Origin of the sequence: Sphingobacterium siyangense (genome assembly GCF_023277505.1) — a bacterium.
Taxonomy (GTDB): Bacteria; Bacteroidota; Bacteroidia; order Sphingobacteriales; family Sphingobacteriaceae; genus Sphingobacterium; species Sphingobacterium siyangense.
Genome location: NZ_CP080574.1, coordinates 1,089,245 through 1,103,730, shown reverse-complemented (window position 1 = coordinate 1,103,730; position 14,486 = coordinate 1,089,245). Strand labels below are relative to the sequence as shown.

At 39.6% G+C, this 14,486-nt stretch carries 16 protein-coding genes; 12 read left to right on the top strand and 4 right to left on the bottom strand.

The features are described 5' to 3' along the window. Positions 1 to 4: 4 nt before the first annotated feature. Positions 5 to 1,174, bottom strand: a complete 1,170-nt coding sequence (locus K2F45_RS04575) for a hypothetical protein (protein WP_075991148.1) — start codon at positions 1,172 to 1,174, stop codon at positions 5 to 7. Between the two features lie 179 nt (positions 1,175 to 1,353). On the opposite strand from K2F45_RS04575, the gene K2F45_RS04570 reads away from it, so the two are divergent. From K2F45_RS04570 to K2F45_RS04515, 12 genes are all read left to right on the top strand, one after another. Beyond that, a complete protein-coding gene (locus K2F45_RS04570) occupies positions 1,354 to 2,004 on the top strand; it encodes an epoxyqueuosine reductase QueH (protein WP_075991147.1) in 651 nt (216 codons plus the stop codon). A 102-nt stretch (positions 2,005 to 2,106) separates the two neighbouring features. Further along, entirely contained in the window at positions 2,107 to 2,643 is a 537-nt protein-coding gene (locus K2F45_RS04565) for a YceD family protein (RefSeq protein ID WP_046672268.1), read from the top strand. A 14-nt stretch (positions 2,644 to 2,657) separates the two neighbouring features. Next, a complete protein-coding gene (gene rpmF / locus K2F45_RS04560) occupies positions 2,658 to 2,849 on the top strand; it encodes a 50S ribosomal protein L32 (protein WP_046672269.1) in 192 nt (63 codons plus the stop codon). A 106-nt stretch (positions 2,850 to 2,955) separates the two neighbouring features. Then, the gene (gene plsX, locus K2F45_RS04555) at positions 2,956 to 3,894 is read left to right on the top strand and encodes a phosphate acyltransferase PlsX (protein WP_075991146.1); all 939 of its coding nucleotides are present in this window, start codon (positions 2,956 to 2,958) and stop codon (positions 3,892 to 3,894) included. Positions 3,895 to 3,901: 7 nt separating this feature from the next. Continuing rightward, positions 3,902 to 4,891: a beta-ketoacyl-ACP synthase III gene (locus K2F45_RS04550; protein ID WP_046672271.1), complete on the top strand. Its 990-nt coding sequence runs from the start codon at positions 3,902 to 3,904 to the stop codon at positions 4,889 to 4,891. Between the two features lie 74 nt (positions 4,892 to 4,965). Continuing rightward, positions 4,966 to 5,445 (top strand): acetyl-CoA carboxylase biotin carboxyl carrier protein, encoded by a 480-nt coding sequence (gene accB, locus K2F45_RS04545; RefSeq protein ID WP_075991145.1) that lies wholly within the window; start codon positions 4,966 to 4,968, stop codon positions 5,443 to 5,445. Positions 5,446 to 5,518: 73 nt separating this feature from the next. After that, on the top strand, positions 5,519 to 6,874 hold the full coding sequence (gene accC, locus K2F45_RS04540; RefSeq protein WP_075991144.1) for an acetyl-CoA carboxylase biotin carboxylase subunit: 1,356 nt from the start codon (positions 5,519 to 5,521) through the stop codon (positions 6,872 to 6,874). Between the two features lie 76 nt (positions 6,875 to 6,950). Next, complete coding sequence (tatC, locus tag K2F45_RS04535; RefSeq protein ID WP_088160308.1) at positions 6,951 to 7,811, top strand: twin-arginine translocase subunit TatC; 861 nt, start codon at positions 6,951 to 6,953, stop codon at positions 7,809 to 7,811. Between the two features lie 13 nt (positions 7,812 to 7,824). Then, entirely contained in the window at positions 7,825 to 8,271 is a 447-nt protein-coding gene (gene rpiB / locus K2F45_RS04530) for a ribose 5-phosphate isomerase B (protein WP_075991142.1), read from the top strand. 179 nt (positions 8,272 to 8,450) lie between these two features. Next, positions 8,451 to 10,025 (top strand): M28 family peptidase, encoded by a 1,575-nt coding sequence (locus K2F45_RS04525; protein WP_075991141.1) that lies wholly within the window; start codon positions 8,451 to 8,453, stop codon positions 10,023 to 10,025. Between the two features lie 154 nt (positions 10,026 to 10,179). Continuing rightward, the gene (locus tag K2F45_RS04520) at positions 10,180 to 11,112 is read left to right on the top strand and encodes a DnaJ C-terminal domain-containing protein (protein ID WP_075991140.1); all 933 of its coding nucleotides are present in this window, start codon (positions 10,180 to 10,182) and stop codon (positions 11,110 to 11,112) included. A 4-nt stretch (positions 11,113 to 11,116) separates the two neighbouring features. Further along, positions 11,117 to 11,407 carry a chaperone modulator CbpM gene (locus K2F45_RS04515; protein ID WP_075991139.1) on the top strand — a complete coding sequence of 97 codons (291 nt, stop codon included), beginning with the start codon at positions 11,117 to 11,119 and terminating at the stop codon, positions 11,405 to 11,407. A gap of 22 nt (positions 11,408 to 11,429) precedes the next feature. Here K2F45_RS04515 and K2F45_RS04510 read toward each other — a convergent pair whose 3' ends face one another. The 3 genes from K2F45_RS04510 to K2F45_RS04500 are packed head-to-tail and all read right to left on the bottom strand — an operon-like array spanning position 11,430 to position 14,469. Next, the gene (locus tag K2F45_RS04510; protein ID WP_075991138.1) at positions 11,430 to 12,320 is read right to left on the bottom strand and encodes a hypothetical protein; all 891 of its coding nucleotides are present in this window, start codon (positions 12,318 to 12,320) and stop codon (positions 11,430 to 11,432) included. A 16-nt stretch (positions 12,321 to 12,336) separates the two neighbouring features. Then, positions 12,337 to 14,070, bottom strand: a complete 1,734-nt coding sequence (locus K2F45_RS04505) for an energy transducer TonB (protein ID WP_075991137.1) — start codon at positions 14,068 to 14,070, stop codon at positions 12,337 to 12,339. A 30-nt stretch (positions 14,071 to 14,100) separates the two neighbouring features. After that, on the bottom strand, positions 14,101 to 14,469 hold the full coding sequence (locus tag K2F45_RS04500; RefSeq protein ID WP_075991136.1) for a BlaI/MecI/CopY family transcriptional regulator: 369 nt from the start codon (positions 14,467 to 14,469) through the stop codon (positions 14,101 to 14,103). Positions 14,470 to 14,486 lie beyond the last annotated feature (17 nt).

The following is a 14,486-nucleotide window of genomic DNA, read 5'->3' as shown; positions in this document are numbered from 1 at the left end:
CATGTTAGAAAACATTAGCTTCACGAGCATCTAAAAAGATATAATTAGGCGTCATGGAGCCATAGGTTTTCGCCGCAATATCGGGTTTTACATTGCCTTCACTTAAGCCAACCAATGGAAAACGCGAAATTGTACGATTCGTTAGATCAGAAACATAAAAGAATTTTCCTTGGTCCGTACGGTCATCAATCGCTACACCCCAAGGTTTTACTAAGCCTGTATTAGCCCCACCGACAACATAATCCGGTTCCACGTTCATTTTATCCGTGGTGCCGCTAAATAAGGTATTTGGATCTTTGAAAAATAGTACTTCACTACCGGAAGTTACCGCCAACAAGTTCTTTTTGGGAGCGTAGGATACCGAGCCTAATCCCGTTTTACCATTGATATATACTTTCATCATTGGCGTAAATCTAGTGGAAGCTACAATGGTATCGCGAGCACGGTCGATGAGTTCTTGTTTGAGTTGTGAATATACCGCAAAACCACTTTTATTTTCTGTTCCTTCATTATTAAAACCAACCAGCACCAATTTCTCATTACTATCACTCGTGATGCTGTTCAATAAGGTCAGTGAACTCGGAACAATGGTCCCCAGGTTAATCTGTTTGTCAATGATCGGTGCTCCGCCTTTTGATCCTACTTTTCCACTTGGTGTACTTATAGCATATAACATGGAGTTACCTGCTCCGCGATTTGTAACAGCCAAAAGAAATGGTGTTGTAACAGATCCAGAAGTACCATTTTGTTGGGCATAAGTATAATAAGCCAAACCCCTTACATTTGTAAAACCAGTATATCCAATAGCACCTGCATTACCAGGAATTCCATAGATCTCATTGGCAAATGGAATCACTTGAAGAAAAGTATCTTGTGCTGTAACACTTGCCTGAAAGATAGCCCGGGCTGCTGCATCAAAAAGAATTGGGCCACCACCTTTTGCCGGAGAAAGATATTGATAGATATTATCCAAGTTGGTTGTATCAGCCGGATCGATAATCATCATGTTTTTAAGCGCGGAATTGTTCTGGTCGTAATCCGAGAAAGAAACATACAATCTGGAGATCAAAGTAGCACCCGTTCTTACAGGTTCATCATCCAGTTTCTTGCATGATGTAAAACCTATTACACTAACAAAGAATAGGATAATACAGGATCGAAACGAAAATTTCATATATTTTTTATTAAAAATAGTGTATTGCGTTAAACATACAAATCTACTAATATATGCAGCATATAAACGAATTTATATGATTCTTTTAAGGGCAAACTCGTATAAGTAAAACGGAAATATTTGTCAATTCGCTACTTTTTGATTAAAATTGTCCTTGTTTTTTGTTAGCACATACGATTATGGAAAATAAAGAATTTGTAAGGGAGAGGTTGGCATTACCGGGAGAGGGCAAAAAATTACTTTTACACTCCTGCTGTGCTCCTTGTTCTGGAGAAGTGATGGAAGCACTCATTGCTTCGGATATCGATTTTACAATCTATTTTTACAATCCCAATATTCATCCCCGCAAAGAATATGATTTACGCAAAGACGAGAACATCCGATTTGCGGAAAAACATAATATCCCTTTTATTGATGCGGATTACGATGTTGATCATTGGTTCGATTTGGCCAAAGGGATGGAGCAAGAGCCTGAAAGAGGCATTCGCTGCACCATGTGTTTTGATATGCGTTTTGAAAAAACGGCTGAGTATGCAGCTGCGAATGGCTTTGATGTGATTTCAAGTTCGCTGGGTATTTCCCGTTGGAAAAACATGGAGCAAATCAATGACTGTGGTTTACGTGCGGCCTCCCGCCATGAAGGGATGGAGTATTGGACATTCAACTGGCGCAAGAAAGGTGGTTCTGCCCGTATGCTTGAAGTCTCCAAAAAGGAGAAGTTCTATATGCAGGAATATTGCGGCTGTGCTTATTCGCTACGTGACACCAACAAATGGCGTATGGCAAATGGGCGCGAAAAGATAGAGTTAGGCAAAAATTATTATGAATAAGCCCTGTTACTGGTGTATATAAAGCTTTGCTTCGGAATATTTAAAAAAATATTTCTATCCTAATGATTTTATACATACCTTTGCAGGCTCAAATGCAAGATTGTGAAACATCTAAAACAATACAGAATTCCCTTTTCGGGGCTCAACGCTGGAAAGCACAATTTTGAGTTTGACATTAATAAAAAGTTCTTTGACTGTTACGAACATTCGATTGTAAAAGATGGCAATCTGAAAGCAGAAGTTGAATTGCAAAAACAAGAAAATCTATTGATTTTGCATTTTGATATCCAAGGCGAAATTCAATTGACTTGTGATACCTGCTTAAAAGAGTTTATGTCACCGATTTCAATTCAAGAACGAATATTAGTCAAATTCACGGATGAAGATTGGACAGATAATACCGAAGAGGTGTTGATCTTATCCAAAAGCGACCATGAGTTGGATATAGCTGAGTTATTATACGAATACATTAATTTAGCTGTTCCCTATATCGTAAAATGTGAAGAGCAGGGACAAGGTATACAATGTGATCCTGAGATGCTCGCGTTATTTACAAGCGAGCCTGATTCAGAAGAACAAAAAGAAGAAGAAATTATCGACCCACGTTGGGAAGCATTGAGAAATATTAAAAATAACTAAAACAAAAATACGAGATGGCACATCCAAAACGTAAAACTTCTAAATCAAGAAGAGACAAAAGAAGAACACATTATAAAGCTGAAGCTCCAAGCTTGACAGTATGTAAAGAAACTGGCGCAGTTCATTTACCTCACCGTGCGTATACTGTAGACGGAAACTTGTACTACAACGGTAAATTGATCATTGAAAATACAGCTGTTGTCTAAGGTAAACCTTTCATAACACCAAAACATCCCAGACAAGCACTATTTTAGAAATTTGCTTTACTTTGGGATGTTTTTTGCGTATTATTGATTTACTAAATAATAACGGATGAAGATTGGTTTAGATATTTTAGGAGGAGATTATGCTCCTAAAGCAACGATAACAGGTGCTATTGAAGCACAAAAACAGCTTACTGGAGACCAAAAAATAGTCCTTTTTGGTAACACTGAAGAGACTAAACAATTAATCAATCAAGCCGGAGGAAATTCATCTGACTTTGAATATGTAGAGGCTCCAGAAGTCATTGCAATGGGTGAACATCCTACCAAAGCAATAACTCAAAAACCCAACTCAAGTATTGCGAAGGGATTTGAATATTTAAAAAACAAAGAAATTGACTCATTCGCTTCTGCTGGTAATACTGGCGCCATGCTTGTGGGCTCAATGTTCAGCGTTAAAGCTATCCCAGGCGTATTACGTCCTGCAATAGCATCCATTGTTCCCAAATTAAAATCAGGCTTCGGAATCTTATTGGACGTCGGCGCTAATGCGGACTGTAAACCAGAGATGTTGAACCAATTTGCAATCTTGGGAAGTGTCTTTGCCGAACATGTGTTTAATGTATCCAATCCTAAAGTTGGATTATTGAATATCGGAGAAGAAGAAGAAAAAGGAAACATCCTAACAACCTCTACCTACCCCCTACTTAAAGCCAACGACAAGATTAACTTTATCGGAAATGCAGAAGGCCGTGACCTGTTCAGTGACCATGCCGACGTTTACGTCTGTGATGGATTTACAGGCAACGTCGTCTTGAAACTCGCAGAATCATTTTATGTAGTGACGTTGAAAAAAGGTTTTAAAGATGATTTCTTCGACCGATTCAACTACGAGCAGTACGGCGGAAGCCCCATCTTGGGAGTTAATGCTCCTGTCATTATTGGCCATGGTATTTCGACACCTGAGGCCATTAAAAATATGGTTTTATTTTCAAGAGATATGATCGAGTCTAAGTTCATTGACAGCATCAGATCTATTTTCAATTAGAATATTTATGTCAAAGATTCACGCCGCAATCACGGCTGTAAATGGTTACGTTCCGGATTATATCCTTACTAACAAAGAATTGGAAACAATGGTCGACACCAACGACGAATGGATTGTTTCCAGAACGGGAATCAAAGAGCGTCGCATCTTAAAAGGTGAAGGGCTTGCTACTTCAGATCTTGCTGTACCTGCAGTTCAAGGTTTATTGAAAAAAAGAGGTATAGCTGCTACAGATATTGACCTTATTATCTTTTGCACAAGCACACCAGATATGCTGTTCCCTGCGACTGCAAATATTCTGGCCGATAAAATCGGAGCTACAAATGCATGGGGATTTGATCTTCAGGCTGCTTGTTCAGGTTTCTTGTTCGGTCTGAATACAGGAACACAATTTATCACTGCTGGTACACATAAAAAAGTCCTTGTTATCGGTGCAGATAAAATGTCTTCAGTAATAAATTATCAAGACCGTAATACCTGTATCCTATTTGGTGATGGCTGTGGTTGTGTATTGTTGGAGCCAAATGAAGAAGGAATGGGTATACAGGATGCTATTTTAAAAACCGATGGTTCCGGAGGACAGTTTTTGAATATCAAAGGTGGAGGTTCACTGAATCCGGCGTCGCATGCAACTGTAGATGCAGGATTACATTATGCTTACCAAGAAGGTCGTACGGTGTTTAAATTTGCAGTAACCAATATGGCTGATGTAGCACATGAAGTTATGGTCAAAAATAACTTAAAGTCAGAAGATATTGCTTGGTTGGTACCTCATCAGGCCAACAAACGTATTATTGATGCAACTGCAGAACGTGTGGGTCTTCCGGAAGAAAAAGTGATGGTGAACATTCAAAAATATGGAAATACCACCAGTGGTACTATTCCTTTATGCCTATGGGAATGGGAATCTCAATTGAAAAAAGGAGATAATCTTATCCTTGCAGCTTTCGGCGGTGGTTTCACTTGGGGATCCATCTATTTAAAATGGGCGTATTAATTGTCCATTTTATGGTATAATTTATTACTTTTGACAGTTAGAATTTTTTAGAAACAAACAAAACCTAGAATACTATGGGTATGGATATCAAACAAATTCAGGACTTGATTAAATTCGTTTCAAAATCAGGTGTGAATGAAGTCTCAATTGAAGAGCAAGATTTTAAAATTACAATAAAGACAAATCAAGAGCCTACGTACGTGACAGCTACTGTTCCTGCTGTTGCTCCAATTGCTGCTCCTCAAGTTGCACAAGCAGCGGCGCCAGCTCCTGTGGCTAGCCCTGCAGCACCAGCGGTAAACGCTGACGCAAACTTGATAACAATCAAATCACCAATGATCGGTACATTCTACCGTTCGGCTGGACCAGGTAAACCATCTTTCGTTAATATCGGTGATGATATCAATACCGGTTCTGTATTATGTATCGTTGAAGCTATGAAATTATTCAACGAAATTGAATCTGAAGTTTCAGGTAAAATCGTTAAGATTTTGGTAGAAGACGCTCAACCTGTTGAGTTCGACCAACCATTATTCTTAGTTGAGCCTAAGTAATTTACAATTACGTAAATGAATATATGTAGCCTCCAAAGGGCTACATTTTTTGCAAACTTCATAATTCAAGACAATGTTCAAAAAAATATTAATTGCAAATAGAGGCGAGATTGCCCTGCGCATTATCCGTACCTGTCGTGAAATGGGTATTAAAAGTGTTGCAGTATATTCGACTGCTGATAGAGACAGCTTACACGTAAGATTTGCGGATGAAGCAGTTTGTATTGGTCCTCCACCGAGTAGAGACTCTTACTTAAACATTCCAAATATTATTTCTGCAGCTGAATTGACAAATGCAGATGCGATTCATCCAGGATACGGTTTCTTATCGGAAAACGCACGCTTTTCAGCAATCTGTGCAGAATATGGCATCAAATTTATTGGTGCTACTGCAGAACAGATCGAAAAAATGGGTGATAAATCCCGTGCTAAGGATACCATGAAAAAAGCTGGTGTTCCAACCGTTCCAGGATCGGATGGTTTGATCTCAAACGTAAAAGAAGGTATTATATTAGCGAATGAAATCGGCTACCCAGTAATCATCAAAGCAACTGCCGGTGGTGGTGGTCGTGGTATGCGTATCATTTGGAAAGATGAAGAGTTCGAACCAGCTTGGGATTCTGCACGTGTTGAATCTGCTGCGGCTTTCGGTAACGATGGCATCTACCTTGAAAAATATGTAGAAGAACCGCGTCACATCGAATTCCAAATTGTGGGCGATCAGTTCGGTACAGTATGTCACCTATCTGAACGTGACTGTTCGATACAACGTCGTCACCAAAAATTGATCGAAGAATCTCCATCACCTTTTATGACTCCCGAATTGAGAGCTGAAATGGGAGAGGCTGCTGTCAAAGGTGCTAAAGCTGTAAACTATGAAGGTGCTGGTACAATCGAATTCTTGGTTGACAAACACCGCAACTTCTACTTTATGGAAATGAACACTCGTATCCAAGTAGAACACCCTGTAACGGAAGAGGTAATCAACTTTGACTTGATCAAAGAACAGATAAAAGTGGCCGCAGGAATTCCGATCTCTGGTAAAAACTATGAACCAGGAATGCATGCAATTGAATGTCGTATCAATGCGGAGGACCCTTTTAACAATTTCCGCCCTTCACCAGGTAAAATCACCAACTTCCACTCACCAGGTGGACATGGTGTACGTGTAGATACACACGTTTACTCTGGTTATTCCATTCCGCCGAACTATGATTCTATGATTGCTAAATTGATCACTGTTGCACAAACACGTGAGGAAGCAATCTGTACCATGGAACGTGCGTTAAGCGAATTCGTCATTGAAGGGATCAAAACAACCATTCCTTTACATTTGAGATTGATGCGCGACCCTAACTTTAGAGCCGGCAATTTCACGACAAAGTTTATGGAAACTTTCGACCTAACGGAATATCCAGCAGAAGATTAAATAAAATTATCTTTACATACATAAAAAATACCATTCTTTACAATAAGAATGGTATTTTTGTTTCCAAACAATTTTTATGAGTACACCTAATTCGAAAGATCTAATACAAGCTATTAAAGATAAAGGGAAGAATATAGAAGCAGAAATGTCTTTTTTTGACCACCTTGAGGTTTTGAGATGGCATTTGGTCCGTTCAGCAATTGCGATCTGTATCTTTGCAGGTATTGCCTTTACATTTTACGATTTCGTATTCAACGATATCATCATGGGGCCAAAGAATTTAAATTTTTGGACCTATCGCATGATGTGTAAAGCCGCAGATGCTTTCAATTTAGCGGACTTCTGTGTCAAGAAAATTCCTTTTAATATCATCAATACCGAACTAGCAGGTCAATTTATGCTTCAGATAAACTCCTGTTTATTGATGGCTTTGATGATGGGCTTCCCTTACCTTCTTTTTGAAATCTGGTTATTTGTAAAACCAGCATTGACCGATGTGGAAAGACGGTCTGCACGTGGTTTTGTTTTTTACTCTTCTTTATTGTTTATTTTAGGAGCACTCTTCGGATACTACATCGTTGTACCCTTATCCATCAACTTTCTGGCAAATGTATCCCTAAGTGATGAAATCGTCAACCAGATTACCATCGATAACTACCTTTCTACGATAGCAACATTAACATTGGGCTGTGGAATTGTTTTCCTACTGCCGATACTGGTGTTTATTCTCTCGAAAATAGGCATTATGACCCCTGAATTTATGCGAGCCAGCCGTCGTTATGCAACTGTAATTATTTTAGTGATAGCAGCGATCATTACACCTTCTGCAGATGTGATCACCATGTTGACCGTTGCAGCACCAATGTTCTTATTATATGAGATCAGTATTATGGTTTCTGCGGATGTCAAAAGAAAAAAATTAGCACAAGAAAAATAAAATAACAATAAAAATGAGCAGCGTAAAGAAAATTGCGATTGGAAGTGACCATGCTGGTTTTGAATACAAAACAGCTTTGGTAAGCTTTTTGAATGAACTGGGTTATGAAGTAACAGACTTTGGAACAAACTCTCCAGATTCAGTTGATTATCCAGATTTCGCACACCCAGTTGCATCAGCAGTAGAAAATAAAGAAGCTGATGCCGGAGTCTTGATTTGTGGAAGTGCAAATGGTGTTGCTATCACAGCGAATAAACACCAAAATATTCGTGCTGCTATCTGTTGGCTGGAGGAAATTTCGGCTTTAGCCCGTCAGCATAATGATGCGAACGTCGTATGTATACCTGCACGCTTTATTGACATTGACCTTGCTAAAAAGATCGTCAACACATTTATGGACACGGAATTCGAGGGTGGACGTCACGCTAATCGTGTAAACAAAATAGCTTGTAGCTGTTAATAAATTAACATTTTTTAAGAAGCGGATGAAAGGTAAACTACACTTTTCATCCGCTTTTTTTTATATATTGTGCAGATACTGACACCTGTTATAAGATTAAGCAGATGATGCTCGCTTAATCCGGTTAATTAGAATTACAAAAATAAAGCGTTGAAAGTCGCACTAGTAAAAAATAAACAATGAAAAAAATATACAACCTGCTTTGGATCGCATGCTCCCTGATGAGCTGCGCAAAAGCACAGGACGTAAACAGTAAATATGCGGATGAAATCACAGTAGAATCGACGCAGAAGCATCTGCGTACTTTAGCTTCTGTCGATTTTGAAGGCCGAGGGACCGGCCAAAAAGGGGGGCGCCTGGCAGCAGAATATATTGCCAATGAATTTAAAAAATATGGACTCAGTGCGCCTGTCAATGGATCCTATTTCCAACCCCTGCAGCTAATTCGCAACAGCTTTAAGGTAAAGCAATTTAGTATTAACGATAGACCCTTCCAACACGGTAAGGACATTTTTGTCATTGGCAACAATGAGAACAAGTTCTTCGAAAGCAATGAAATTGTGTTTATTGGCTATGGTATAGATGATCCCAAGTATTCGGATATCTCAGGCATGGATCTCCGCAATAAGATCGTTATGTTGATCAATGAGAATGAGCCAACAGATGAGAAAGGGAATTCATGGATTACCAGCAAAAAGACTACTTCGGACTGGGCAACAACCCGAAATAAAAAAGTCAAGGAAATCCTTAAACACAGTCCCAAAATGGTACTAGCCATCAATAGTCAGCTGTCTCAACTTTTGGAGGATGCAGGAGACCGAGCTATTGAGGGCCGTTATAATTTGGCGGTGGATCAACCTGCGCCGGAAAAGTCGCCCATGATCCCCGTGGTCAATATTACAGACCATGCAGCAAATTATATTCTAAACCTGGCGAGAACCAATCTTGCTACTGTGGTTGCAAAAATTAATCGTACGGGACAACCGAATTCCTTTTCTATTTCAACAAATTTTAAAGCTGAGTTTGGCACCAATGCTGCACCTTTAGCCGATCCTAATATTCTTGGCTATCTGGAAGGAACAGATAAAAAAGACGAAATCGTTGTGATCGGGGGCCACTATGACCACGATGGAATGGATTCCAAAGGAAATATCTTCTTTGGGGCCGATGACAATGCCTCGGGCACAGCAGCTGTCCTAGAGTTGGCACGTGCTTTTTCGAAAGCTAAATCAACCGGAAATGGCCCTCGGCGCAGTATTTTGTTCATCACCTATGCGGCAGAAGAAAAAGGTTTATTGGGTTCCAAATTCTATACAGAAAATCCCATATTTCCACTGAAAAACACCGTTGCCTGCATTAATATTGATATGATTGGCCGTGTTGACGACAAACATCTCAAAGGTAATCACGATTATATCCATGCGATCGGTTCAGATAAATTGAGCTCGGAGTTATATCAGATCAATAAAAATGAGAATGAAAAACATACGAAACTGGAGATTGACTATATGTATGACAATCCAAAGGATCCTATGCGCCTCTACTATCGCTCCGATCATTATAACTTTGCCAAGAAAGGTATACCATCTGTATTTTACTTTTCGGGCTTGCATCCGGACTACCACACACCTGCAGATACCTATGACAAGATCGACTTTCCATTGATGGTTAAACGTGAAAAGCTCGCATTTTACACCGCATGGCAAATAGCCAATCGGGAAAATCGCCTGGTGGTTGACAATAATAAAGAGTAAGGTCAAATTATCGGCTGTAATAAGGATTACTTTATACTAAATAAAAAAGCAAGTAAATGATTGTTTACTTGCTTTTTTATGTATTAAAATGACCTTTATCATAAACCTTTTATCCACAATTATTGTTATCTTTAATACAAAACAAGTATAATTTATGGCTTTTGTAGATTACTATAAAGTGCTTGGCATTGATAAAACAGCTTCAGCTGATGAGATCAAAAAAGCATATCGAAAACTAGCCCGTAAATACCATCCTGATGTCAACCCCAATGACAATGAGGCCAAACAACGATTTCAGGAGATTAATGAGGCAAATGAAGTACTATCCGATCCCGAAAAGCGCAAAAAATATGACCAATACGGCGAACATTGGCAACATGGAGAGGAGTATGAAAAAGCGCAGCAACAATACCGTCAGTCCCAATCCGCCGGAGGAAATCCATTCGGAGCTGGGGGAAATCCATTTGGAAGCGGCGGTTCCCACGAGTACACCGGAAACTTTGATGATGGGCAATTCTCGGATTTCTTCGAACAGATGTTTGGCAGCAGACGCGGGGGAGGCCGCCAAAGTACATTTCGTGGACAGGACTTTAATGCCGAACTCAGCTTAACCTTACAAGAAGCTTACACGACACATCAACAGACCTTCAATATCAATGGAAAAAGTATCCGCATCACGATTCATGCCGGAGTGGAGGATGGTCAAAAAATCAAACTGAAAGGCTATGGCAGTGAGGGCATCAACGGGGGGCCAAAGGGAGATCTCTATATCACAATTAATATCACACCAGATGCCCATTTTAAACGCCAGGGGAATGACTTATACACTACACTTGATGTAGACCTCTATACAGCTATTCTAGGCGGCGAAGTGACCTTAGATACGTTCGGCGGAAAGGTTAAACTGAAGATTAAAGCCGAAAGTCAAAATGGCGCAAAAATGCGACTTAAAGGAAAAGGATTTCCCTTATACCGTAAAGAAGGTGAATTTGGCGACCTTTATGTCACATTGAATATCCAAATGCCCAATAATCTGTCTGCCGAAGAAAAGGCATTGTTCCAACAGTTGAAGGATTTAAAACAATAATCTTATGGAAACGACACTCATTAAAGTCATCGACTTCTGCCAGTCCAGAAAGGTTGAAACAGCCTTTCTTCAAAGCATGGAGGAATACGGACTCATACATATTGTCATTCAACAAGAAGAACAATATATTGATGAAGAGGAGCTCCAAAAATTGGAGCGTTTTTCAAATCTCTATTATGATCTTGAAGTAAATCCTGCAGGAATTCAGGTTGCTAGCCATCTATTGGAAAAAGTTGAGCAGCTCCAAAATGAAATTTTACATTTAAAGAATAAATTGAAAGCCCTGGATTATTGATCCAAGGCTTTCAATTTTTTCTTTAGAATTCGACATCCCGCTCTGTATTCACCTTAGTCTGCCAAACAATTTTGTCTTGCAATGTGGTATACAGAATTTCATAATCCCCTTTACAGGTCACAAAGGACCCATAAAAATCTCCGGGCTTCATCACGCGGTAAACAACCAGCTTTCGTTCTCCGTCAACTTCGCCATAAGCCTTCATTAACATATAGCCTGTTTTATTCACCTTTTCTTCAGGTATTTTATAATCCAAATGCGAACGGCTACTACCATCATCGGGGCATAAAATCTCCGTGCGGCTCGGGGTAAATTTATAACGATCGCGATACATAGCAACATTAGACATCACTACATCCTTCGCCCACGCGATATCGGTAAAATCCTCAGGGAAGAGAAAGATCAGCGACACCATTTTCTCTTGCCAAAGGCGCCCATTAAAAGGTATTACAAAATGAAGCAGTTTTTGCCCTTTAAAAGTTGTAGTCGTATAAAAATATCGCCCCTCCTTATTTTGCTCCCGTTGAAAAGAACTTAAATCAAGTAGGTGATTTTTTTTCCCTTTTACATTTGGCGAATTGTTGACTACAGCAAGCATGTCATACCGATATTTTCCTTCCAGATGTCCAGAAAACAAAACCTGATACGCGGTATCTGAATAGCGTAAATGGCGCAATACACGACGAAATCGATTGTCAACCTGCTTTGCATTAATCGGATTAGTCTTACCTTGCCAATTTTTATCCTCCATAATATCATCTCCGAGGAATACGGTGAGCTCTTTGTTAATATTAACAAAATACTCATCTCCTTGTACAGCAAAACCGTTGGGAACCACTTTATAGGACTTACAGGAAGAAAGCATGGCCAAAACCACAATAAAATAGAAAATTTGAATGAATCTGCTCTGCATATTTATGATCTAATCTTTACTTCTTTAAATTTAAACGAATCGGCAATGTGTAAGCCACGCGTACCGGTTTACCGTTGACTAATCCCGGTTTCCATTTTTTCGCACCTTTTAGGAGCTCCAATGCCGCCTCTTTGATTCCATAACCAAGATCTTTTTTTACATCAACATGGGATAAACTACCATCCTTTTCGACAATAAAAGCCACTTCAACAATGCCATTAACCTCCCGTTTAATTGCTGCTTCAGGAAAAACAAAATTATCGCCTACCCAGATCATAAAAGATCGCATTCCCCCAATAGGTGTTGGTGGCACCTCAACTTTATCAAAAGTTACTAAGTCGGACTGAAAATCCAATGAAAGATTCCAGCGGTCGCTCTCATTTTCCGTCCTTATCGATTTTACTTCCTTGAGTTGTTTTTCCGTCTCTTCACCAGATTCAGCGCCCGGGAATGAATGAGATGACATCCGGACCTTTCTGCCCAATGTGTCGGTTTCCTCCCAATAATAAGTTGTTTTCCCGCCAACGGTGACGGGCAAGGAAAGCAGCGATCGAACGACTTTCCCATTGACGATTGCAGGTTTCCATTTCCCACTTGCTTTTACAGCATTTTCCACAGCTGATGCCAGGCCATGCCCCAAATCATTCTTAGCCTTTATATGGCTCAACTCACCGTTTTTCTCCACGATGGCTGTGATGACAATTACCCCGATCACATTATTCTTGATTGCTTCATCACTCACGTGGATTCTACTGCTCAATCCCATGACATACTTTTTCATTCCTCCAACTGGAATGGCCAATACCTCCGGGTCTTTGTAGACCTTCCTGTCTTCATTTACCTGTTCGTTTTTTAACTCCTCAGGTTGGTTCGATAATGTCTGCTCGTCAATCACAGTTAACCTATTGACGCTTTCTTCAACATCCGCTACCATATCCTTGGCCCTACTCGTATTAAAGATCAACGTAGACCCCGCTACCACCAATAGCATGGGCAACACAATCACATATAACAGGCGTTGTCTTTGTACGGATTTAACTTTAAATAACATCGTGATGCGCTGCTTTAAAAAAGAATGATTGGAAAACTCATGTGAAAAAGCCAATTGATCTGTACGTAATGCATGAGCAACCAGCATTTCTGCATAAGCCACTTTATCGGTCGAGCATATTTCATCTACAATATACTCGTGTTGAAACCTTATTTCCTTTTGAAAGAAATACACAACAGGATTGAACCAATTAAAAATTTTCAGCAGCTCAATCAACACCAAATCGTAAGAATGCCCCTGGGCAGTATGGACCTGCTCATGCCATGCAATATTCTCCTTGTTTTTAATCGATTTTCCAATCACGATCCTATTAAAAAAAGAAAAACTCAGGTATTCAGGAGAAGAGCGCAATACCCGAACAAGTTGCCTGATACGCACCGCCAGGAAAAAAAAGGCGACGGCCACTCCTATCCAATAGATCTTGGTAAGAATATCCAATAGAAAAAGAGGTTTTTCTTCGATCGGGCTCCCGATTTCGACATCCATATATGTTCCTAAATCGACCTGTGGAATATGATTGGAAATCATCTCTGTCTTGGGCAATTCAATAAAAATACCCACGGGAGCTAGTAAAGAAAATGCAACCATTCCAATCAGATAGATCCGATTCCATTGAAAAAAAGTAAGTTTTCTAAAAATCAGTTTGTAGAGCACAAAACTGATAATCAATGAAATATTGACAATCAATAAGTAAATCATAATCAAAAGTTTATAAAAGAGTATTGGTTGTTATTTATTACGTTCGATGATGGACAAGATGTCATCAAGTTCTTTGATGTCCAACCTGTTCTCTTCCAGAAAATAAGAGAGCATACTTTTGGGCGAATTATCAAAATAATTGGTTAATAACTTACCTGTAATACCTTTCTTATATTCCTCTTTTGAAATCTTTGGTAAATATTGATGACTTTTACCAAAGGATTCATGCGTTACAAAGCCCTTCGTTTCAAGAATACGAACGATGGTCGAGACCGTATTGTAAGCAGGTTTCGGTTCCGAAAGTCGATCAATAATCTCTTTGACAAAGCCACGGCCCATCTCCCAGAGCTCTTGCATAATCTGCTCTTCAGCTTTCGTTAACTCTTTAAAATCCTCCATAACTCCTCAAGAATAAA